The sequence below is a fragment of the Nocardia sp. NPDC055002 genome, assembly GCF_053608825.1.
Window position 1 is genome coordinate 149,224 of record NZ_JBSGWE010000001.1, and the last position, 23,317, is coordinate 172,540.

Annotated in this window: 18 protein-coding genes; 10 read left to right on the forward strand and 8 right to left on the reverse strand. The window is 68.5% G+C overall.

What is annotated here, in order from left to right; translation table 11 throughout:
* Window positions 1-47 precede the first annotated feature (47 nt).
* From ACWF99_RS00765 to ACWF99_RS00800, 8 genes are all read right to left on the reverse strand, one after another.
* Window positions 48-1,382, reverse strand: a complete 1,335-nt coding sequence (locus tag ACWF99_RS00765) for an NtaA/DmoA family FMN-dependent monooxygenase (RefSeq protein ID WP_452533792.1) — start codon at window positions 1,380-1,382, stop codon at window positions 48-50.
* 92 nt (window positions 1,383-1,474) lie between these two features.
* Window positions 1,475-2,506 carry an aldo/keto reductase gene (locus tag ACWF99_RS00770; RefSeq protein WP_452533794.1) on the reverse strand — a complete coding sequence of 344 codons (1,032 nt, stop codon included), beginning with the start codon at window positions 2,504-2,506 and terminating at the stop codon, window positions 1,475-1,477.
* A gap of 25 nt (window positions 2,507-2,531) precedes the next feature.
* Window positions 2,532-3,908 (reverse strand): acyl-CoA dehydrogenase family protein, encoded by a 1,377-nt coding sequence (locus tag ACWF99_RS00775; protein ID WP_452533796.1) that lies wholly within the window; start codon window positions 3,906-3,908, stop codon window positions 2,532-2,534.
* On the reverse strand, window positions 3,905-5,206 hold the full coding sequence (locus tag ACWF99_RS00780) for an acyl-CoA dehydrogenase family protein (RefSeq protein ID WP_452533798.1): 1,302 nt from the start codon (window positions 5,204-5,206) through the stop codon (window positions 3,905-3,907). The genes ACWF99_RS00775 and ACWF99_RS00780 overlap by 4 nt, the downstream gene beginning before the upstream one ends.
* Window positions 5,203-6,855, reverse strand: coding sequence for a dipeptide ABC transporter ATP-binding protein (locus tag ACWF99_RS00785; protein WP_378628604.1), 1,653 nt, complete (start codon window positions 6,853-6,855; stop codon window positions 5,203-5,205). Before ACWF99_RS00785 ends, ACWF99_RS00780 begins: the two co-directional genes overlap by 4 nt.
* Window positions 6,852-7,736, reverse strand: coding sequence for an ABC transporter permease (locus ACWF99_RS00790; protein ID WP_452533800.1), 885 nt, complete (start codon window positions 7,734-7,736; stop codon window positions 6,852-6,854). Before ACWF99_RS00790 ends, ACWF99_RS00785 begins: the two co-directional genes overlap by 4 nt.
* A complete protein-coding gene (locus tag ACWF99_RS00795) occupies window positions 7,733-8,776 on the reverse strand; it encodes an ABC transporter permease (RefSeq protein ID WP_452533801.1) in 1,044 nt (347 codons plus the stop codon). Before ACWF99_RS00795 ends, ACWF99_RS00790 begins: the two co-directional genes overlap by 4 nt.
* A 9-nt stretch (window positions 8,777-8,785) precedes the next feature.
* Window positions 8,786-10,420, reverse strand: a complete 1,635-nt coding sequence (locus tag ACWF99_RS00800) for an ABC transporter substrate-binding protein (protein ID WP_452533803.1) — start codon at window positions 10,418-10,420, stop codon at window positions 8,786-8,788.
* Window positions 10,421-10,639: 219 nt separating this feature from the next.
* Here ACWF99_RS00800 and ACWF99_RS00805 point away from each other — a divergent pair, with 219 nt between their 5' ends.
* From ACWF99_RS00805 to ACWF99_RS00850, 10 genes are all read left to right on the forward strand, one after another.
* Window positions 10,640-12,295: an ABC transporter substrate-binding protein gene (locus tag ACWF99_RS00805; protein WP_452533805.1), complete on the forward strand. Its 1,656-nt coding sequence runs from the start codon at window positions 10,640-10,642 to the stop codon at window positions 12,293-12,295.
* A gap of 3 nt (window positions 12,296-12,298) precedes the next feature.
* Window positions 12,299-13,252: an ABC transporter permease gene (locus ACWF99_RS00810; protein WP_378628609.1), complete on the forward strand. Its 954-nt coding sequence runs from the start codon at window positions 12,299-12,301 to the stop codon at window positions 13,250-13,252.
* A complete protein-coding gene (locus tag ACWF99_RS00815; protein WP_449983375.1) occupies window positions 13,249-14,112 on the forward strand; it encodes an ABC transporter permease in 864 nt (287 codons plus the stop codon). The genes ACWF99_RS00810 and ACWF99_RS00815 overlap by 4 nt, the downstream gene beginning before the upstream one ends.
* A complete protein-coding gene (locus ACWF99_RS00820; RefSeq protein WP_452533806.1) occupies window positions 14,109-15,890 on the forward strand; it encodes a dipeptide ABC transporter ATP-binding protein in 1,782 nt (593 codons plus the stop codon). The genes ACWF99_RS00815 and ACWF99_RS00820 overlap by 4 nt, the downstream gene beginning before the upstream one ends.
* A 110-nt stretch (window positions 15,891-16,000) precedes the next feature.
* Complete coding sequence (locus tag ACWF99_RS00825) at window positions 16,001-16,906, forward strand: LysR family transcriptional regulator (protein WP_301900819.1); 906 nt, start codon at window positions 16,001-16,003, stop codon at window positions 16,904-16,906.
* A 293-nt stretch (window positions 16,907-17,199) separates the two neighbouring features.
* Window positions 17,200-18,390, forward strand: a complete 1,191-nt coding sequence (locus ACWF99_RS00830; protein ID WP_452533809.1) for an acyl-CoA dehydrogenase family protein — start codon at window positions 17,200-17,202, stop codon at window positions 18,388-18,390.
* Entirely contained in the window at window positions 18,387-19,727 is a 1,341-nt protein-coding gene (locus ACWF99_RS00835; protein WP_452533811.1) for an LLM class flavin-dependent oxidoreductase, read from the forward strand. Before ACWF99_RS00830 ends, ACWF99_RS00835 begins: the two co-directional genes overlap by 4 nt.
* On the forward strand, window positions 19,727-21,064 hold the full coding sequence (locus ACWF99_RS00840; protein ID WP_452533813.1) for an NtaA/DmoA family FMN-dependent monooxygenase: 1,338 nt from the start codon (window positions 19,727-19,729) through the stop codon (window positions 21,062-21,064). The genes ACWF99_RS00835 and ACWF99_RS00840 overlap by 1 nt, the downstream gene beginning before the upstream one ends.
* 17 nt (window positions 21,065-21,081) lie before the next feature.
* Complete coding sequence (locus ACWF99_RS00845) at window positions 21,082-22,125, forward strand: aldo/keto reductase (RefSeq protein ID WP_452533814.1); 1,044 nt, start codon at window positions 21,082-21,084, stop codon at window positions 22,123-22,125.
* Complete coding sequence (locus ACWF99_RS00850; protein WP_452533816.1) at window positions 22,122-23,159, forward strand: aldo/keto reductase; 1,038 nt, start codon at window positions 22,122-22,124, stop codon at window positions 23,157-23,159. The genes ACWF99_RS00845 and ACWF99_RS00850 overlap by 4 nt, the downstream gene beginning before the upstream one ends.
* Window positions 23,160-23,317: the final 158 nt, after the last annotated feature.

Here is a 23,317-nt window from a genome sequence, read left to right on the forward strand (position 1 = left end):
GGCCGCCCCGCTCGAAGGTGAGCGGGGCGGCCGTTGGACTGCGGTGATTACGCGGGCAGGCTTTCCGCCGCGCGGTCCCCCGGGAACGGAAGGCCGAAGCGGGCGCGCAATGTCGGTGCGGAGTATTCGTTGTGGAACAGCCCCCGCTCCTGGAGGATCGGCACCACCAGGGTCGCGAAATTCTCCAGGTCGACGGCGGTTTCGGCGGGCATGATGGTGAAGCCGTCGGCGGTGCCCGCGTCGAACCAGGACGCGAGATCGTCGGCGACCTGCTCGGCCGAGCCGACCAGGAGGCGGTGGCCGGAGCCGCCGGCGCCCTGCTGGATCAACTCGCGCGGAGTACGCGGTCCCTCCGCGATGAGCGCGCGGGTGGAGATGCTGAACCCGGTCGAGAACGCACCGGCCGGAACGGCGTCGGGAAGATCGTCGACGCCGATCGGATCATCGGGGCCGAAAGAGTCCGCGGGCAGGCCGAGGTTACCCAGCAGTGCGGTGGTGAGCCGCTCGATCGGCAGCAGATCGTAGAGCTCCTGCTCGCGCCGACGCGCCTCGTCCTCAGTCGCCGCGACCAGCACCACCACGCCGAGCGAGATCTTCACATCATCGCGATGACGACCGGCCGCGGCCGCACGCTGCCGGATGTCGTTGCGGAACGCGACCGCCTTGGCCTTGGTCTGGGCGACGGTGAACACGACATCGGCGAAGGCACCCGCCAACTCGAGCCCACCCTCGGACCCGCCGGCCTGCACGACCACCGGTCGACCCTGCGGGCCCGGAGCCACCGGCAGCGGCCCGGCGACCGAGAAGAACTCGCCCTCGTGATCGATGCGATGGATCTTGTCGGTGTCGGCGTAGCGGCCGGTCGCTTTGTCCGCGATCAGCCAGTCCGGTTCCCAGCTGTCCCACAGCCGGGTGACCACGTCGAGGAATTCCCAGGCCCGCCGGTACCTGGTCTCCTTCTCCGGATGATCGGTCAGGCCGAAATTCGCTGCGGCGGCCGGTGTTCCGGTGGTGACGATATTGACCGCCGCCCGCCCCTTCGTCACGTGATCGAGCGCCTGGAATCGCCGCGCGAGGTTGTAAGGGGAGTTGTAGGTGGTCGAGGAGGTGATCACGACACCGAGGTGCTCGGTCACCGCCGCGACGCTGCCGAGCAGGACGAGTGGATCGATCCCGGTACCGGGCGCCTCCTCGATCTCCCCGCGCAGGGCCGGGGCGTCACCGAGGAAGACCGCGTCGATCTTGGCGGCTTCGGCGATCTTCGCCAGGCGCTGAAAGTAGTCGATGTCGAGGTAGGCGAGCGGGTCGGCGTGGTCGAGTCGCCAGGCTTGGCGGAAATGTCCCGGTGTCATCAGGGACAGGTTCACATGGAATCCGGACATGGTCGGTGCCTTCTGCTGCGGTCGGTGAGACAGGAGACGCCGATGACGTAAGCGGACTCGGCCACGTCATCGGCGTCGTGTTCGGGCAGGAATCAGAGCTTCAGGCCGGTGCCGTGGACACCGTGCTCCTCGATGAGGGCGAGCTCCTCGGCGGTGAAGTCGGGGAAGGTCAGCGCGGCGGTGTTGTGGTCGAGCTGGGTCACCGAACTCGCGCCGATCAATGCCGAGGTGACCTCGGGACGGCGCAGCACCCACTGCAACGCCAGTTGGGCCAGCGACTGCCCGCGCGCGGCGGCGATCTTGTTCAGCTCGGCGGTGCGCTGCCGGTAGGTCTCGTCGATGACATCGGGGGACAGGAACGTGCTGTTCTGCGCGCGAGCACCCTCGGGGATGGTCTCGAGGTACTTGTCGGTGAGCAGACCCTGGGCCAGCGGCGAGTAGACGATCACGCCGAACCCGTCCTGGGTCGCGGTGTCGAGCAGACCGTTCTGCTCGGGGCGGCGATCGTAGATCGAGTAGCGGGCTTGGTGGATCAGCAACGGGACACCGGCGGCGCGCAGCTGGTCGGCGATCTCGTGGGTGCGGTCGGGCAGGTAGTTGGAGATGCCGACGTAGAGCGCCTTGCCCTGCTGAACCGCGCTGACCAGCGCGCCCACGGTCTCCTCGAGCGGGGTGTCGAGGTCGGGGCTGTGGTGGTAGAAGATGTCGACGTAGTCGGTGCCGAGATCGCGCAGGCTGTGCTCGAGGGAGTTCAGGATCGACTTGCGCGAGCCGCCGCGCAGGTACGGGCTCGGCCCGATCGCGTTGCCCGCCTTGGTGGACAGCACGATCTCGTCGCGGTACGGCGCGAGGTCCTTGGCGAGCACCCGGCCGAAGTTCTTCTGCGCGGCGCGGTGCGGGGGACCGTAGCGGTCGGCGTTGTCGAAGTGGGTGATGCCCAGATCGAAGGCGTGCAGGATGATCTCGCGCTGGGTGGCGAAGGCGTAATCGGTGCCGAACTTCTGCCACAGCCCGAAGGAGAAGGCGGGCAGGTCGAGGCCGGAGGCGCCGGTGCGCCGGTACGGGACCTTCTCGTAGCGGTCTTCCGCGGCGGTGTAGGTGCGGTCGAAGGGGCCGTAGCTCATCAGGTTGGATCTTTCTCTCGGTGGTTCAGAACAGACCGGTGGTTGGGGGTTGTTCGCCCGTCAAGTGAAACGCGCCTGCGACGGCTTGCTTCCATTGGCGGGGGTTGTGGTTGGCGGCGGTCCTGGCATTGCGCCAGTGCCGGTCGAAGCCGAGGGCGCGGTCGGTGATCGACCCGCCACCCACGTCGAAGACGAGTTCGGCTGCGGCGAGCGCGGATTCGATGGCGATCACGCCCGCCTGTGCGACCTCGACCGCCGCCGACGCACCCGCGGCTCTGGCATCGTCGCCGGTGCGCCCGCGCACGCCCTCGAGGGTTTCGGCGGCCAGCAGGACCACCGCTCGCGCCGCCTGGGCGCGGGCGGCGATCTCGCCGACGGTCTGGCGGACATAGGGATCGTCGAGGCTGCTGGTAGCGGTGCTGTGTTTGATCGGGCGAGCCTTCTCCCGCACGTAGGCGACGGCGTCGTCACGGGCGCGCGCGGCGATGCCCGCCTGCACGGCGGCCAGATACAGCTGGGCGTAGGAGCCCTGCCATGGATTGTCGGGTTCGATCTCCGGCGCCGGGGTGATCTCGTCGGCGCTCACGCGCACTCCGGTGAAGCGGGTGGTCCCGCTGGCGGTGAGGCGCTGGCCGACCGCGTCGAAGTCGTCGAGCCGTTGCACCCCCGCGCGATCCACCGGCACGGTGAACCGCAGCACCGTCCCGTCCTCGGTCTGTGCCTGCGTGGAGAACCAGTTCGCGTACAGCCCACCGGTCGAGTAGTACTTCTCGCCGTCGATCACCCAGTCCGCGCCGTCAGGGCGGGCGGTCGCGTTGACCTGCCCGCTGGCTCCGCCGGTGCGTTCATTGCTGGTGCCCGCGAACAGGTCCCGGTTGCGCAGCCGTCGCAGCGCCTGCTCCCGGTGTGGCAGATCGGGCAGGCCCGCCACCTGGTTCGCGAGCAGAAAGCTGGCCCGCAATGCCTGCGCCACACTGGAATCGGCCCGCGCGATCTCGATCACCAGGTCGGTGACCTCGCGCAGCGACCCGCCCGCCCCGCCCTCTGCGGTGGCGATGCCGGTCAAGGCGATCCCTGTCTCGGCGAGCGCGCGCACCTGTGCGAAGGCGTAGTCGCGGTCGATCTCGCGTTGCCGCGCCGTCTCGGCGAGCTGCTGCAGGATCGGCGCCGCGGCGGCTCGGATGCCCGCCACCGTGAGCGGATGGTCGGGCCTTGCCGACGGGGAACGCTGTGGTGTCCCTGCGATTTCGGTATCCGGCGCGGTGCCCTGAGTCGGGCCGATCGGCAGGCTACCGCTGCTGATACCCGGCACGGCGTCGAGTACCGGGAGAGAGGACGCGGCCGGTGCTGAACCGGTCGCGCCGGGTTCGAACAGGGGCGCCGATTGGTCGACGGCGGTCATCGCGCGCCGTTCTGCGCGGCGTCGGCTGCCGCCGTCGCCTCGCCGTTGGCCGCGGCGACGGTGGCGTCCGGTGTGACCACCGAGGGACGCTGCCGGTAGTAGCCCGGCACCGGCGCGTTGCCGTTGACAACGAAGTCGCCGAGCACGCGCGGCTTGTAGATGACCGGGTTGTGCGAGGCGAGGGTGCGGGCATTGCGCCAATGCCGGTCCAGATGGACGCTGTTGCGGATCGTGGAGGACCCGCCCGCGTCGAAAGCCCTTGTCGCGGCATCGAGTACGGCCTCGATCACCGCGATCTGCGCGGCGGAGGTATCGAGGTAGGCCCGGGTGTAGGCGGCCTCGTCCCCGGCGGCGTGTGCGGCCTCGAGCTGCTCGGCGGCATGCCGCAGCAGGGTTTCGGCGGTGAGCCTGCGGGTTTCGAGGAGGCCGATCACCGACAGGATGTCGGGATCTTCGGTGGCGTGCTGGGTGAGCGCGTGCAGACTGGTGCGGGTGCGACCGCGCACGATCTGCGCCGTCTCGGCGACGATGCTGCGCGCGATCCCGGTCAGATTCGCCAGGTGCACGATCTGGACGAAGGAATCCAGTCCGCGCAAGGATTCCTTGTACCGGCCGATATCGCCGTGCTCCTCGACCGGCACATTCTCGAAATAGGTGGTGCCGCTGCCGGTTTGACGCTGACCGATGCCGTCCCAGTCGTCGGCGTGGGTGACGCCGGGGTGCCGGGCGGGGATCACCACGAAACCGCGGGTGCCCTCGTCGTCGACCACGGCCGCGCGGATGTAGTCGGCGAATCGCGCGCCCGTCGAGTAGAACTTGGTGCCCGAGACCACCCGCACGCCGTCCTCGCCCACCCGGGCGCGCGTGGTGGTCACGCCCCAGCCCGCGGATTCACCCACCGCTTCGGCGACCAGCGCCGAGGGCTCGGACTGCGCGTTGCCGAACACCGCGCCCGCACCGATCGCCCGGAACCAGTGCTCGCGCACCACCGGATCGGTTTCGGCGCGCAGGATCTCGGTGGTGGTGAAATGCCCGCGCCAGATCTGCGGAATATTGGAATCGGCCTGCCCCGCCTCGGCCAGCAGCCCGAACAGTGTCGGCAGGTCGACATCGAAACCGCCGTACTCCACCGGCACCCGCAATCGGCCGAAGCCCGCGTCGGCCAGCGCCTGGATCAGCGCGTCGGGATGCTCGAAGGCGAGGTCGCGCTCGCCCGTGCCCGGGACGAACTCGGTCAGGATGGACCGGATGCGGGGCAGTGCCTCGGCCAGGGTGGCGGGCGCGATGGTGGTGGTCATGTCAGTCCTCCGATGAGGTCGCGGCCGGCGATCGCGTCGAGCAGACGCACGGTGTAATCGTCGGCGGGAGAGGAGAAGACCTGGTCCACGGTGCCTTGTTCGACGATGCGGCCTTCGCGCATCACCGCGACGCGATCGGAGATCGCGCGCACCACGGCCAGGTCGTGAGAGATGAAGACGTAGGTGAGCCCGCGTTCTTCCTGCAGGCCGCGGAGCAGGTCGAGGATCTGCGCCGCGACCGAGACGTCCAGCGCCGAGATGGGCTCGTCGAGCACGATCACCTTCGGCTCGAGCACCAGCGCGCGAGCGATGGCCACCCGCTGACGTTGGCCGCCCGACAATTCGCGCGGATGCCGGTCGACGAAATCGGCGGGCAGGGCGGCGGCCTCGAGCGCGGCCACCACCCGATCCCGATTCGGCCTGCCGCGGCGAAGCCCACGGCGCGGCTCGAACGAGCGCAGCGGCTCGTCCACCACGTGGTAGACGTCGAAGCGCGGATCGAACGAGGAATACGGGTTCTGGTACACGATCTGCACGTCCCGGCGCAGCGGACGGAACTCCCGGCGGCTCAGCCGGGTGATGTCGGTACCGAGCAGCGCGACCCGACCCGAGTCCGCTTCGGTGAGCCCGGTCAGCACCCGCGCCGTCGTCGACTTCCCGCTGCCGGATTCGCCCACGATGGAATAGGTTTCGCCGCGTCGCACCCGGAACGAGATGCCGTCGACGGCGGGTACGCCGCCGTAGTCCTTGCGCAGCTCGTCGACCTCGATGACCGTCTCGGTGCCGACCGCGACCGGTGCGCGCTCCCGTACCCACGGCCGCCGCGACGGCACACTGTCGAGCAGTCGCCGGGTGTAGGGGTGTCGCGGGTCGGCGACCAGCTGCGCGGTCGGCCCGAACTCGACCAACTCGCCCTGATGTAGCACCCCGATCAGATCGGAGCGATCGGCGGCCACGCCGAGATCGTGGGTCACCAGCACCACGCTGGTCCCCGTGCGCAGCCGGACTTCGTCGAGGAGGTCGAGCACCTGTTTCTGCACCGTGGCGTCCAGCGCCGAGGTCGGCTCGTCGGCGATGATCAGATCCGGTTCGGCCGCGACCGCGGCGGCGATGAGCACCCGCTGGCGCATCCCGCCCGAGAGTTCGTGCGGGTACTGGCGATAGCGGCGCTCGACATCGGTGAAGCCGACCAGCTCGAACAGTTCGTGCACCCGTTCGCGGCGAGCGTCGGCATCGAGCTCGGTGTGCAGCCGCAGCACATCCTCGACCTGGTGGCCGACCCGGCGCACCGGGTCGAGCGAGACCGTCGGATCCTGGGGGATCAGGCTGATCGCGCGCCCCCGGATCGAGCGCCAGCCTTTCGCGCTCAGCTCGGTGAGGACCTGGTCGCGGAAGGTGATGGTGCCGCCGGTGACCTCGCCGTTGCCGGGGAGCAGCCCGAGCACGGCGTGGGCGGTGGTGGTCTTGCCCGAACCGGACTCGCCGACCAGCGCCAGCACGGTGCCGGGCGGGACGTCGAAGGAGACGTCGCGCACCACCGGCGAGACCCGGTCGTCCACCCGGTAGCCCACGCGCAGGTTCGCTACGCGCAGCACCGGCCGCACATCGATTTCTCTGGTAGGCGTTGATATTTCGTGGACGACGCTCATGCGGAGCCCCTCCTGGAGAGATGGCGGGACAGGTGATTGGTCGCCAGCACCATCACCACGATGGTGAGCCCCGGCCACAGCGTCAGCCAGCCGCGCGTGGCGATGTAGTTGCGCCCGTCGGAGACCAGCCGACCCCATTCCGGGTCCGGCGGCTGCGCACCGAGCCCGAGGAAGCTCAGCGAGGCGATCCAGATGATCGCGATGCCGAACTGCACAGTGACCAGCGAGACGGTCGGCGCGATCGAATTGGGGATCACGTGTCGCCGCAGAATCGCGCCGGTCGAGGCCCCGCTCGTGGTTGCCGCCTCGACGTAGGTGCTGGTGCGGGCCTTGACCACCTCCGAGCGGATGAGCCGGGCGAAGGTCGCCGACGAGGTGAGCCCGACCGCGATCCCCGCCTGCCACACCCCGAAACCGAGCAGCACCACGATGGTGATGGCCAGCAGGAAGCCCGGAATCGAGAGCACCACGTCGATGAGCCGCATCACCGCGCTGTCGGGGAACCCGGTGAACCAGCCCGCGACCGCGCCGAGCAGGGATCCCACGACCACACCGACTCCGACGGCGATCGCCGAACCCAGCAGGGAGGCCCGCGTACCGTAGACGATGCGCGCGTAGAGGTCGCGGCCGAGCTGATCGGTTCCGAACCAGTGCTCGCCCGAGGGCGGTTTGAGCTTCTGGGCCGGATTCACCGCCAGCGGGTCGTAACCGGTGAACAGCTGCGGCACGATCGCCCACGCCAGGATGGTGGCTACCACCAGCAACGCCAGCGCGACGGTCCAGTGCCGACGGGTCCATCGCAGTGTGGACCATGCCCGACCGGCAGTTGCCGCCGAATCAGGTCGGACCGGCACAGCTTCGAACTTTTCGAGTGCCGTCATGGCATCGCTACCTCGGCTGGCAGCCGACGCGAGACCGCCGCGACGACCGGAACGGATACAGTGGTCTGCTTGCGTTCGACCGCCTGTGACCGGGTGACCCGGTGCGTGCGCCCGTCCACCAGCACCCGCGGATCGATGAACGGATAGGCCAGGTCCACCGCGAGATTCACCAGCACATAGGCCAGCGTCGAGAGCAACACCACGCCCTGCACCACCGGCAGGTCCTGCGTGTCGACCGCACCGACGGTGAGCTGGCCGATGCCCTGACGCGCGTACACCGACTCGGTCACCACCGCGCCGGCGATCAGCTCACCGAAGGCCAGCCCGAGCAGCGTGAGCACCGGCAGCGACGAATTGCGCAGCACGTCCTTGCGGAAGATATAGCCCTCACCCGCGCCCCTGGCCGCCACCACGTGCACGAAGGGTTGCTGCCGGGTCGTGCGCACCGAGGTGGCGAACACCTGGGCCAGCGGCGCGGCCACGATCAGCCCCAACGTGGCAGCGGGTGCGATGAGCGCGAGCATCGTGCCGTCGTCGACCGAGGGGATCAGGTGCCAGCGGAACGAAAGATATTGCAGCACCAGCACACCGACGACGAAGGTGGGAACCGAGGCGAACAGCGCAGGCGCGGAATCGAAGACGCCGCGCAGCCACGCCCACGGCGCGTAGTTGGCCGCCACCGCGACGACGCCCGCGAAGACCAGCCCGAACACCAGGCCGAACCCGGTCAGGGTCAGCGTCGAGGGCAGCGCCTCGGTGACCGCCTGCGTCACCGGCCTCCCCGAGGTGAGCGAGAATCCGAGGTCACCGCGTAACAGGGCCCACAGCGCGTGCAGGTACTGCTCCCAGACCGGCCGGTCGAGCCCGTAGAACTCGAGCATCAACCGGCCCGCCTCCGGGGTGATCTGCGCTTCCGGGTTCTGGATGCGGTTGTTCACCGAATCCCCGGGCAGCGCGCTGAGCAAGAGGAACGACAGGGTGTAGGCGGCCCAGAGGACCAGTACCGCCTGTACCAGCCGCCGCAGGACATAGCTGCGCATCGCCGGCCCCTACCCGGTGATCCAGGTGTCGTAGAGCCAGGTGCGGGCCGTGGACTCGGTGGTGAAACCGTGCACGGTCGGCGCCAGGCCGAACACCTGTGTCTCGTCGTAGAGCGGAATGGCGTAGCCCTCGCCGAAGACCCGGTCCTCGACGGCCTGAATGGCCTTGGTGCGGGCGGCCGGATCGAACTCGAAGGCCTGCGCGCGCACCAACTCGTCGAGCGTCGCGTCCGGCACGGGAGCGAAGAACTCGTTCTGCGCGGTGCTGTCGAATGCGGTGCGCAGTACGTCGGCCTCGGCGCGCGAGGTCTGGCCCTGCACCAGAGACCAGTTGTCGGGACGGGAATTGCGGATCGACTCGTATTCGGTTTGCGACACGGTGTGGATCACCAGATCGACGCCTGCCTTTTTCCACTGGGACTGCAGCAGTTCCAGCACTGGCTGCGACACCTGGTAGAACGGCGCCACCCACACCTCGAACTGCAGGCGCTTGCCGTCCTTGACCCGGATGCCGTCGCCACCCTTCTTCCAGTCAGCTCCCTCGAGCAGCGAATTGGCCTTGTTCAGGTCATAACCCAGGTACTTGCTCGCGTCGCCGCGGTTGGGCGTGTCCTTGACCAGGATGCTGTTCGGGATCGGGTAGCTCGGCGAGAGGACCGTCTCGTTGATCTCCTTGCGATCGGTGGCGGCCTGCAATGCCAGGCGCACCTGCTTGTCCACGACCGGCGTGGTCGAATCCAGTTGCACCGAGAGCTTGTTGGTCTGGCCCTGCACGGCGAACGCCTCGATCCGGCCACCGTTGGCGGTCACCGTCTCCTCGTCGTAAGGGCTGATATTGCGCGCGATGTGCGCCTCACCCGACTGCAACGCACCGACCCTGGTCCCGGCCTCGGGCACGGTCTTGAACACCACTCGCTCCAGATAGGCCTTGCCCTGATGGCCCGAACCCGCCGGGGCCCAGTTGTAGTCCTCGCGCCGCTTCAGTGTGATCCCGGTGTTGCCGGTGACCGACTCCACCACGAACGGGCCGGAGCCGATCCAATTCATGGCCTGACTCTGCCCGTTGAGATCTCGCTCCAGGAACGGCTTGGCCAGGATGGAGCCGGCCCGGTAGAACGAAGCCACCTGCAGGAAACCGGCATTGGGCTTGGTGAAGGCCACCTCTACGGTCAGCGGGTCGATCACGGTCGAGGCCCGGTAGTCGGAGAAGAACCGATCCGGCGGAATGCCGAGCGCTTTGTCGCCGAGCGCGTGCTGGTCGTAGTTGGCCTTCACGACCGCCGCGTCGAGCGGATCACCGTTGCTGAACGTGACGCCTTCGCGCAGACGGAAGGTGTACTTCAGCTTGTCGGGACTGACCTCCCACGATGTGGCAAGCCAGGGCTTGATCTCCCCGGTCTCAGGATCCTGCCAGGTCAGGCGCTCGGCGAGGTTGTTGGCGACCTGGCTGTTGGACCAGATCGAGTTGACCGGCGTCCACGCCGCGTACTCGATGGGATCGTAGAAGTTCAGCGTGCCACCGAAAACCGGGTCGCCCCCCACCTCGTTCTGCGACGACGGCCCACCACACGCGGCCAGCACGGTGGCGAGGGCGATGGCCGCGGTGCCGGTGGCCAGAAGGTGACGGGATCGAATATTCCTCATGTGGTCGTGGGTCTTTCGTCGAAGCGGACTGTGTTGCTTACACTCCGGAGGTTAAGTCCGCGACCGCCACATTCCGCGATTTCGGATCGCCAAGAATTCCTACACCGTTTTTGAAGTTTCGCTTCACGATCGTGTAGTGCTCCCGATTCACTAAAACTGAACAAATCGCGAAGTGCAACTTGGTTGTTCGCGGAGTTGTCGTTGTGCAGACTTCGCGAAATGTCATCGAAAACATTCTCCGCGGCGACGGTGCTCGTAGCCCTCGCCCTCGTCGGCTCCGTGCTGACGGGCTGCGCGGCCTCGGGTAACCGGGTCGCGGGTAGCGACGACGCGGGCCCGCCGGTCGCCGGTGGGACTCTGCGTTTCGCCGTCCTCGACGCACCCGCCAACCTCGATCCGCATTCGGGCAGCTCGTATCCGGAGTCGCTCATCACGAGCAACATCACCGACAAATTGACCTACCAGAATCCCGAAACCGGGGCCATCGAACCGTGGCTGGCCAAATCCTGGGATATCAACCCGGAGCTGACCGAATTCACGTTCCGGCTCCGCGACGACGTGACCTTCACCGACGGCTCGAAATTCACCGCCGATTCGGTGAAAGAGAATTTCGACCTGCTCGGATTCGGTGACAAGGCGCTGGGCATCGTGCCGGTGACCGCGTACTGGGTCGGCTACACCAGCACCACGGTGCTCGACCCGACGACGGTCAAGGTCGTCTTCAATCGACCGAATGCCGGTTTCCTGCAAGCGCTTTCGCTGTACTTCTCCGGCATCGTCGGTCACTCGACCCTGCAGCTGACCAAAGAGCAGCGCGCGCTGGCGCAGAATCTGGTAACCACCGGTCCCTTCGTCGTCGCCGAGCACGTCTACCAGCAGAAAACGGTGCTGAGGAAGCGTCCCGGATACAACTGGGCGCCCGCCAGCCGCAAACACAACGGCGAGGCCTACCTCGACGCCGTGGAGATCTCGGTGATTCCCGAGGCCGCGGTCCGCACGGGTGCGTTGCGCGCGGGTCAGGTCGACGCGATCCTCGACGTCAACAACACCGACGAGGCACCGCTGAAAGCCGAGGGCTACCGGATCGTCGCGCAGCTGATTCCCGGGCGCGATATCTCCTTCGACCTCAAGACCGACCGGTTCCCGACCGACGACCGTGCCGTGCGGGAGGCCGTGAAGCTGGGCTGGAACCGCGACGCGCTCGCGAAGACAGTGCTCACCTCGAGCTACAAGGTGTCGAGCTCGGTGATCTCCTCGCGCGTGCCCGGCCACGTCGACTTCTCCGCGGAACTGAAGCAGGACAGGGCGAAGGCCGAGCAGATCCTCGAGTCGGCGGGCTGGAAGAAGGGCTCCGACGGTATCCGGGTGGACGCGCAGGGCCGTCGACTCGAACTCGCCCTGCTCGGCATCAACAACCTGGTCAACAACAAGCCCGCCTACGAGCTGATCCAGCAGGATCTGCGCAAGATCGGCATCGACCTGAAACTCGACGTGCTGCCGATCCCCGACTACACCGCCGCCGCCACCCAGCAGAAACGCTGGAACATCCAGGTGGCCAACCAGAGTCGCGCCGATGTGGCGGTGCTCGAGCAGGTGTACTCGCCGCAGTACACCAACTCCTCGAAGCTGGCGCCGGAGAACCCGCTCTACCAGCAGGCGATCGACAAGCTCAGCGCGGTGAGCAAGACCCTCGACCCGGGCAAGCGCGCCGAGGCGGCCCAGGCGGCGCAGCGGTTCCTGCTCGTGGATCAGGTGCTCACCGTGCCGGTGTACAACCCGGCGCAGGTGACCGCGGCGTCCCCGCGGGTGCACAACGTGGGCTATGAAGCGCAGTCGCGCAACGTCTTCTACGACACCTGGATCGAGCCGAGGTAACCGATGTCGCGCTATGTGCTCGCCAAGCTGGGGCAAGCGGTGTTCGTGGTGTGGGGCGCCTACACCCTCACCTTCGTACTGCTGTTCGTGCTGCCCTACGACGCGGTCGACTTCCTGTTCGACCCGTCGCAGGGCGACTTGATCTCCGAGGAGGACAAACAGAACTCACGGGAGTACTTCGGCCTGGATCAGCAACTGGTCGGGCAGTACACGCACCGGCTGTTCGCCGCGCTGACCGGTGATTTCGGGGTCTCGACCCGCACCGGCGAGCAGGTGTGGCCGCTGATCGTGTCGGTGCTGCCGCACACTGCCCTGCTGGCGGGCGCCGCGCTGGTCCTCGCCGTCGCGCTGGCCTTCGCCGTCGCCGCCACCGCGGGCTACACCCGCACCAAATGGGTCGCCGATCTGGTCGCGACCCTGCCCGCGGCGGGGGTGTCGGTGCCGGTGTTCCTGGTGGGACTCGCACTGCTGCAGGTGTTCTCGTTCCAGCTGGGCTGGTTCCCGCCGATCGGCAACGAAGGCTTCGGCGCGCTGGTGTTGCCCGCGGTGACGCTGGCGATTCCGGTGTCGGCGCCGATCGCGCAGCTGCTGATCAAGAACTTCGACGCCGAACTGCACGCCGGGTACGTCACGGTGTCGGTGGCCAAGGGTGCGACGCGGCTGTGGGTGTTGGTGCGGGAGGTGTTGAAGAACGCCGCCCTGCCCGCGCTCACGATCGCCGGTGTCACCTTCGGCAACCTGCTCGCCGGCGCGGTGATCGTCGAAACCGTTTTTTCCCGTGCGGGATTGGGCCGGTTGACCGAGACGGCGGTGCGTACCCAGGACGTGCCGCTGGTGCAGGCGGTGGTGGTGTTCGCAGCGCTGGTGTTCGTCACGGTGAACTTCCTCGTCGATCTCGTCTATCCGCTGGCGGATCCGCGGCTGCGGTCCCGTGTGCGAGCAAGGACCTCCGCATGACCGTCCTCGACAACGACATCCGTACCGCACCGACGGTTGCCGATCGCGTGCGCACCGCGACCGCGGCGATCACTGCCGCGCCGGGGCTGACCCTGGCGTGGCTGGTGATCGCCACCGTGCTCGCCTGGGCGCTCGTCCCGTCCCTGTTCACGAAATACTCACCCTTGGAGGGGGATTCGGACGCAAGTTTCAGCGCGCCGAGTCTCGAGCACCTGTTCGGCACCGATCGCCTCGGCCGCGATCTGCTGGCCCGCACCATCTACGGCACCTCGACCACGCTCACCGCGACCCTGCTCGCGGTGGCCCTGGGGTTCGTGATCGGATCGGCGATCGGTCTGCTCAGCGGGTTCCTCGGTGGCCGGGTCGACGCGGTGATCATGCGCTTCGTCGACGTCCTGCTGGCCATCCCGAGCCTGTTGCTGGCCATGACCGTGGTCACCGCGCTGGGCTACGGCACGGTGAACATCGCTGTCGCCGTGGGCATCTCGGCGGTGGCGGCGTTCGCGCGGGTGATGCGCTCGGAGGTGCTCAAGGTCGCGGGCACCGACTACGTCGAGGCCGCTTACGGCTCCGGGGCCGGTTTCGGACGGGTCGTGGTGCGGCATGTACTGCCGAACTCGGTCTCGGCGGTGCTGTCACTGGCCGCGCTCGAATGCGGCACGGCAGTGCTGGCCGTGGCGGCGCTGGGCTTCCTCGGCTACGGCGCACCGCCGCCGGACCCGGAATGGGGCCTCGCGGTCTCCGAGGGCAGGGACTTTCTGGCCACCTACCCGTGGATCTCGCTGCTGCCCGGCATCGTGATCGCCGTGGTCGTGCTGTCCACCAATCGAATCGGGCGAGCGCTGGGAGAGAAGCGATGAGCGAGAAGGAAACGTTGCTGCGGATCGCGGACCTGTCCGTCAGGTACCGCACCCGTGGCACGAACGAGCAGGCCGCGGTCGACGGTGTGTCGCTGACGGTGGGCCGGGGCGAATTCGTCTCGATCGTGGGCGAATCCGGGTCGGGCAAGAGCACTACCATCCACGCCGCGCTGCACCTGCTTCCACGCTCGGCAACGGTCGAGGCCACGGCGCTGGCATTGAACGGGCACGACACCGTGTCGTGGAACGACCGCAAACTCGCCCGCTTGCGCGGCCCGTTCGTCGGTTTCGTGCCCCAGGACCCCGGCACCTCGCTGAACCCGGTCAAACGGGTCGGCACCCAGGTGCTCGAGGCACTACGTCTGCACCGGCGCGTCGAATCCGGGCCGGGGCGCGAACTCGCGGTGGCGAAACTGGCCACGGCGGGATTGCGCGAACCGGAACGGGTGTTCCGGCAGTACCCGCACGAACTGTCCGGCGGTATGAAACAGCGGGTGCTCATCGCCATCGCGCTGGCCAACGACCCCGCGCTGCTGGTGGCCGACGAGCCGACCTCGGCCCTGGACGTCACCGTGCAGAAGGTGATCCTCGACCACCTCGTCCACCTGCGCGACACCCTCGGCCTCGGCGTCCTGCTGGTCACCCACGACCTGGGCGTGGCCGCTGAACGGTCCGACCGCCTCATCGTGATGCAACACGGCCGCATCGTCGAAGAAGGCCGAGCCGCCCGCATTCTCGCCGACCCCCGGCACGACTACACGCGCCGACTGGTCGCGGCGGCACCCACCCGGCACAGCACCCGTCTGACGAGCAGTGAACCCCGGCTCGAAGCAGGCGGCCAGTCCTCCGTCGCCGGTGCGGCCCCGGTTCCCGCAATATCGGCTTCGTCGACGGGGACCGGATCGTCGGCCGTGCGTGCGCGGTCGGCGCCGACGGCCATCAGCTCGTCGCCGGGGCGGGCGACGCCTGTGCCGAAAGCGACCGGGCCACTGCTCGAGGTCCGGGGACTGACCAAGACCTTCGCGCACGGTGGCGTGCGCGCGGTCGACAACGTCTCCCTGGCCGTCCGCGCGGGAACAACACACGCGCTGGTGGGGGAATCGGGGGCGGGCAAATCGACCGTCGCCCGGATCGCGGCGGGGTTCACCGCACTGGACTCGGGTCAGGTGTGGTTCGACGGTGCCCGCATAGACGGGCTCTCGCGCGCGAAGCTTCGTCCGATCCGTCGCGAGGTCCAATTCGTCTATCAGAACCCGTATTCGTCGCTCGACCCGAAGTTCACCGTGGAGCAGATCATCGCCGAACCGCTCGTCGCGCTCGGCCTGCTCCCGCGTGGGCCGCGACGCCGCGATCGGGTGCGTGAACTGCTCGACGAGGTAGCCCTGTCGCGAGAACATCTGGCGCGTAAGCCCGCCGAACTCTCGGGTGGACAGCGTCAACGCGTCGCCGTGGCCCGCGCGCTCGCCGCCGGACCGCGAGTACTCGTCCTCGACGAGGCGGTCTCGGCCCTCGATGTCTCGGTGCAGGCACAGATCCTGCGTCTGCTGGTCGATCTCCAGCACCAGCAGGGTCTGACGTACCTGTTCATCACCCACGACCTGGGTGTGGTGCGGCTGGTCGCCGACGAGGTGACAGTGATGCGCGCGGGCGCGGTGGTCGAATCCGGTTCTGTCACCAGTGTTTTCGAGAACCCCACCCAGGACTACACCCGACGGCTGCTCGACGCGGTACCGGTCGGTGCGGGCACGTCCGTCGCCGTCGATGCCGTGGTGGCGTGATCGGCGAAGCGCAGCTGCACAGAATCGCTCTGATCGTAAGGATTTCCTGGAATGTCGCTACTGCGGATGATGGGCGAATCCGGACGCCAACCGGTCGAAGCGAGGAATTCATGTACGACATTCGACGCCTTGTCCTGTTGCGCGATCTCGCCGAGCGAACCACCATGACCGCCGTATCGGAATTGCACGGGATCACCACCTCGGCGGTCTCGCAACAGTTGCGCATTCTCGAAGAGGAAGTGGGCGCGGTGCTCACCCGCCGTGAAGGCCGGGTGTTGCGCCTGACCCACGCGGGGCGGGTGCTGGTGGACTACACCTCGCGCATCATCACCGCGCTCGAGGAAGCCGAGAGCGCGGTGGCCGCCACCGCGGAGGCCATCACCGGTGTGCTCACCCTGGCCACCTTCCGCACCGCGCAGACCCGGCTCGCGCTGCCCGCCGCGGCGAGACTGATGAACGAGAACCCCGGCCTTCGGGTGCAGGTGGTCGACCTGATTCCGGTGGACGCGGTGCCCGCGGTCCGCCAGCAGGAGGTCGACATCGCGATCACCTATTCGTATTCGTTCCGGGCTCGGGATCTGCCGCTCGGGCTGTCCTCGGAGTACCTGTTCGACGATCCGCTCGTGCTGCTCGCCCCACCCGGCCTGCGGGAACGGGCCCGCCAGCAGGGCTTGTCCGCGGTGCGCGACGCCGACTGGATCGCCGCCCGCGACGGCGCGCCGTCGATCGTGTCGGTGATGTACGCCTGCCGTGAGGCCGGGTTCGCCCCGCGGATCGAGCACCGCAGCGGCACCTTCGCCGGGATGGCCGAGATCGTCGACCACGGGCTGGGCGTGGCGGTGGTACCGGAGATGTCGGTGCCACCGGAGTACCGGCACCTGGTCGCCTGCACCATCGCCAATGGGTCGCGCCAGGTCGGCGTGACCTACCGGCAAGCTTCCCTGGAACGGCCCGCTGTCGCCGCGGCCATTCGGATGCTGCGCACCATCGCCGCGCCCGAGCAGTTGGCGTCCTGATCGCGGTCGACGATCGAGAAAAACTGAACGAATCCGGTAGACCGGCTGTCTTGTTCGGTGGTGTCGGAGGTTCCGATACTGGATTACGGATGCCGAACGTGGAAAGGGGGTCTCGTGGAATTACCGAATATCCGGATCGAGGCCGCCGCCACGGTTCCGCTCTGTCGTCGCTGATTTCGACGATCCACTTCATCGCGCCCCGGTTCCCTTTCCGGTGAATTCCGGTGCGTCGCACAGATCTGCGTTCGACCGCCGCCGAGCGGTCGTGACGCGACCAGGAGAGTGACACCCGCATGACCGCTGTGGCACCAGCACACACCGTGCACGGTCTCGACGAGGACGCGTTCGCCGACGCGCTCGCGCTGATCGCCGATCGCGCCGCCGAACACGACCGGGCGGGGGCCTTTCCGTTCGCCGCCTTCGAGGCGTTGCGCGCGATCGGCGCGCCCGCGCTCACGGTTCCGGTGGAATACGGCGGTCTCGGTGCGGGTCTCGCCGAGGCGGTCGAGGTGATCGAACGCGTCGGCGCAGCCGACCCGTCGGTCGGACTGATCCTGCAGTGGAACTACACCAACCATCTGAGTCTGCTCCGCGACGACAGTCCATGGCCCGCCGAGCTGAAGGAACTGGTGCTGCGCTCGGCCGCGACGGACGGCGCGCTGATCAACGGCCTCGCCGTCGAACGCGAACTGGGCAGCCTCTCCCGCGGCGGCATCCCGGCCACCACCGCCACCCGGCTGCAGTCGGGGGACTGGCGCATCGACGGTGAGAAGGCCTACGCCACCGGCATTTCCGGGCTGAGCTGGTTCACCGTCACCACCAGGACCGCCGAGCCGAGCCCGCGTGTGGCGACCTTCCTGCTCGACCGCACCGCCACCGACTGGCACGTCGAACCGACCTGGAATCACCTGGGCCTGCGCGCTTCCGACACCCAGTCGGTGGTCTTCGACGGCACGGTCGTCTCCGAGGCCAGGCTCGTCGACCTGCGCGACCCCCACGGCGGTACCGCCAAGATTCGCCGAGCCGGGCGCCAATCGCTGCCCCTGCTGTTGGCCGCGAACTACAACGGCGTCGCGATCGCGGCGCGGGACTGGCTGGTGCGCTACCTGCACACCAGAGTGCCCACCGCACTGGGTGATTCGCTGGCCACCGTGCCGCGTTTCCACGACCGTGTGGGTGAGATCGAAGCCTGGATCCAGACCAGCCGCGCACTGGTGCGCCAGGGCGTGGCGAGCCTGGCCGACGACGAGCACGGGCGCCTGCCCGCACTGGCCAAACACGTCGCCACCTCCACCGCCATCCGGGTCACCGAGTCCGCGCTCGACCTGACCGGCAACCCCGGCCTCGACCGCCGTCATCCGCTCGAACGCCACCATCGCGATGCCATGGTCGGGCGAATCCATTTCCCGCAGAGCGATTTCGTGCTCGCCGATCTCGGTCGCGCCGCGCTGGCGGCGGGCCGTGCCGAGGAGGAACAGCCGTGACCCGCCGACAGGTGCACCTCAATGTCAACATTCTCAACGCCGGCGTGTTCGGCGGCTCATGGCGCTTCCCCGGCACCGACCCCGCCGCGAGTTTCACCCTCGACCACTACGTGCGCATCGCCCAGCGCGCCGAGGAAGCCAAGTTCGACGCGATCTTCCTCGCCGACGGGCCCGCCATCCGCGAGGACATCCGGTACCGGCCGTTCAACAGCCTGGAACCGACCGTGATCCTGGCCGCCCTCGCCGCGGCCACCGAGCGCGTCGGCCTCATCGCTACCCTGTCGTCGAGCTACAACGACCCCTACGACGTCGCCCGCCGCTTCGCCTCGCTCGACCTGCTCAGCGGCGGGCGCACCGGCTGGAACGTGGTCACCACCGCCGGTGTCGACGCGGCGCGCAACTTCGGCTTCGACGCCGAACCGGCCCATGGCGCCCGCTACGAACGCGCCGCCGAATTCGTCGAGGTGGTGCGCGCGCTCTGGAACAGCTGGGAGCCCGACGCGCTGATCGGCGACAAGGCCACCCACCGCTTCGCCGACTACACGCGCATCCACGCCGTCGATCACCACGGCCCGCACTTCGACGTGGCCGGTCCGCTGAATGTTCCGCGCTCGCCGCAGGGCGAACCGGTGGTCGTGCAGGCCGGCGCGTCGAAAGACGGCCGGGCACTGGCCGCCCGGGTCGGCGAGGTGATCTTCACCGCCGCCCAGACCGCGGACGAGGCGGGGGAGTACTACCGCGACGTGAAGGCGCGTGCGGTCGGCTACGGGCGCAGGGCCGAGGACGTGCTGATCCTGCCCGGCCTGTCCACCGTGCTCGGTTCCACCGAAGCCGAGGCCGCCCAGCGCCGTGAACTGTTGGCCGAGCTCGTGCCACCGGACTACGCGCTCGATCGGCTCGCCACCCAGCTCGGCGTCGACCGCGACGATCTCACCCTCGACGGCCAGCTCCCGTGGCACCTGCTGGCCGACCCCGACGAGGCGGGCGGGTCACAGACCTTTTACAAGATCGCCCTCGGCCTCGCCCGGCGCGAGAACCTGACGGTGCGCCAGCTGCTGCGGCGCCTCGGCGGCGGCGCGGGCCACCGCATCGTCACCGGCACGCCGGAACAGGTCGCCGACGCGATCATCGACTGGGTCGAGGCGGGCATCGCCGACGGCTTCAACCTGATGCCCGATGTCCTGCCCGGCGGCTTCGACGACTTCGTCGACGGTGTCGTGCCGATCCTGCGCGAGCGCGGCGTGTTCCGCACCGACTACGAGGCGACCACCCTGCGCGGTCACCTCGGCCTGCCCGTCCCCACTTTCCCGGGCACCATCGCAGAAGGGGCTGCCTGATGGCACGCAGACTGCACTTCCTCGTCAACGTCGGCAGCGCCGGCTACCACCCGGCCGCCTGGCTCGAACCGACCCTGCCCGCCGACGCCTTCATCCAGCTCTCGCACTACCAGCGGGTCGCAGCCGAGGCCGAACGCGGCGGACTCGACGGCCTGCTGTTCCCGGACATCCCGGTGCAGCAGCCCGGCATCGCCCGCGCGCCTGCTGCCACGCTCGATCCGATCCTGCTCAGCTCGGCGCTGGCCGTGACGACCGAGCGCATCGGGCTGATCCCCACCGCGACCACCTCACTGAACCTGCCCTACAACCTGGCCCGGCGGATCCTCTCGCTCGACCACGTGAGCGGGGGCCGAGCGGGCTGGAATGTGGTCACCACGTTCGAACCGAACGCCGCTCGCAACTTCGGCTTCGCCGAGCTGCCCGAGCGCGACGAACGGTACCGGCGCGCCGCCGAGTACGTCTCGCTGATCGAGAAGCTCTGGGACAGTTGGGAATCCGACGCGCTGATCGGCGACCAGGAAGCCGGCGTCTTCGCCGATCCGGATCGGGTACACGCGGTGGACCACCGGGGCGAGTTCTACTCCGTCGCCGGGCCACTGAACGTGCTGCGCTCTCCGCAGGGCCGCCCGGTTCTCGTGCAGGCCGGAGCGTCCCCGCAGGGCCGGGCCTTCGCGGCCGCCCACGCCGAGGCGATCTATACGACCCAGCTCAGCTTGTCGGCCGCGCGCAGTTTCTCGGCCGAGATCCGTTCGGCAGCGGTGGCTTCCGGCCGCGACGGCGACGCGATCCGGATCCTTCCCGGCCTGGTCCCGGTGATCGGATCCACCGAAGCCGAGGCCCGCGCACGGTTCGACGAGTTGCAGGGGCGGCTGCACCCCGACAGCGCTCCGGTGCGCCAGTTCGCCCGCTGGCTGGGCTATCCCGACGTCGAACTCGACCTCGACTCCCCGCTGCCGCACCAGCTCACCACGCTGCCCGCCGACCGGATCGGCCCGCAGGGCTTCTTCGCCTCACTTACCGGCTACGCGCTCGAAACCGGCCACACCGTGCGGCAATTGCTCACCGAGTTCCTGGGCGGGCATCGCGTGGTGATCGGGACACCACAGACGGTCGCCGACCACATCGAGCTGTGGCACCGCAACGCGGGCATCGACGGTTTCACCATCATCCCGGCCGTCCTGCCCGGCTATCTCACCGACTTCGTCGACCAGGTCGTGCCCGAACTGCGCAAGCGCAGGCTTTTCCGTCGCGAGTACGAACACACCACCCTGCGCGGGCACCTCGGCCTGTCCGAACCCGCGAACTCCTTTGCCCGCGAAACCGTTTCCACGACCTGAAAGTGACAACCCACTCCATGACACTGCGACACCTCGGCCGCACCGGCGTACTGGTGAGCCCACTCACGTTGGGCGCCATGAACTTCGGCGCTTGGGCCAACCCCGACCACGACGACGCGGCGACGATCATCCACCGCGCCCTGGACGCGGGCATCAACGTCGTCGACACCGCCGACGTGTACTCCCAGGGAGAGAACGAACAGATCGTGGGTAAGGCCCTGCGTGGCCGCCGCGACGACGTGGTCCTCGCCAGCAAGTTCCACGGCCAGATCGGGGCCGACCCGAACAGTCGCGGCAACTCCCGGCGCTGGATCATCCGCGCCGTCGAGGACTCGCTGCGCCGTCTCGGCACCGACCACCTCGACCTCTACCAGGTGCACCGCCCCGACCCGGACGTCCCGCTGGAGGAGACACTGCGCGCGCTGGATGATCTGGTGCGGGCGGGCAAGATCCGCTACTACGGCACCACGACGTTCGAACCGCATCAGCTGGTCGAGGCGCAATGGGTGGCTCAGGACCGCAACCTGGCGCGCCCGGTCACCGAGCAGCCGCCGTACTCGATCCTGGCTCGCGGCGCCGAACGCGCCACCCTGCCGATCGCCGAGCGGCACGGCCTGGGCGTACTCACCTGGAGTCCGCTCGCGGGCGGCTGGCTCTCCGGCCGCTACCGGGCGGGGGAGACCGCGCCCGAGTCGAGCAGGCTCGCCCGGCAGCCGCACCGGCACGACCCCGAACTGGTCGCCAACCAGCGCAAGCGCGCCGCCGCCGAGGAATTGGCGAAACTCGCCGACGAAGCGGGCATTTCGCTGGTGCATCTGTCGCTGGCGTTCGTGCTCCAGCATCCGGCGGTGAGCACCGCCATCATCGGGCCGCGCACCCTGGCCCACCTGGAGACCCAGCTCGGCGCCGTCGATGTGCGGCTGAGCACCGAGGTGCTCGACCGCATCGACGAGATCGTCGCGCCCGGAACCACACTCAGCCCCGCCGACGAGGGCTACCTGCCGCCCTCGCTCACCGACGCGGCCGTCCGCCGCCGTACCACGATCGGAGCCACCCGATGAGCCTGTCCGACCTGCGCCTGCTCGGCCGTACCGGAGTCCGGGTGAGCCCGTATGTGCTCGGCACCATGAACTTCGGTTCCCGTGGCGGCACCACCCACGAAGAATCGATCGCGCTGATCCATCGGGCGCTGGACGCCGGAATCAACACCATCGACACCGCCGATACCTATTCGCGCGGCGAATCGGAGATCATCGTCGGCAAGGCGCTGCGCGATCGGCGCGACGAGGTGATCCTGGCGAGCAAGTTCCACAACGCCGTCGACGACGACCCCACCCACCGGGGCAACTCCCGGCGTTGGATCGCCCGCGCCGTCGAGGACTCCCTGCGTCGCCTCGACACCGATCACCTCGACCTCTACCAGGTGCACCGCCCCGAATCGGTGACCGCGCTGGAAGACACCGTCGCCACCCTCGACGACCTTGTGCGCGCAGGCAAGATCCGCTACTACGGCACCTCGGTCTTCTCACCCGGCGAACTGGTCGAAGCCCAGTGGATCGCCGACCGAACCAAGGCCAATCGGTCTGCGACCGAACAGGTTCCGTACTCGCCGCTGATCCGCGGCATCGAACGCGAGACCCTGCCGATCGCCCGCAAGTACGGCCTCGGCATCATCACCTATGGCCCGCTTGCCGCAGGGTGGCTCTCCGGCAAGTACCGCCTCGGCGCACCCCAGCCGAGTTCCCATCGGGCCGAACTGATCCCGGGCCGATTCGACATCGACGCACCGGCCAACGCGGATAAACTCGCCGCCGCCGACGCGCTCGCTGTGCTCGCCGAGGAAGCGGGCCTCACTCTGATCCAGCTCGCGATCGGTTTCGTACTCGCTCACCGCGATGTCACCGCCGCCATCATCGGCCCGCGCACCGACGAGCACCTCGACGCCTATCTGGGTGCGGTCGACGTCGTCCTGGGCGAGGAGATCCTCGACCGCATCGACGAGATAGTCCCACCCGGTACGATCTTCGCCGACCGTGACACCGGCAAGATCCCGGACGCGCTGGCCGACCCCGCCCTGCGCAGACGCGCCGCCTGACCCATCGGTGATCGCTGAGGGAGGAGAAATACTTTCTCCTCCCTCAGCGAGTTCGGTGTCACAGCGGCGATTTCGGTCGATGGCTCGCAACCCAGCTATCCAGTTCACCGTCGCGAACCATCGGCGCGGATTCGAGGTGTGGGCCAGCGTGATGCCGT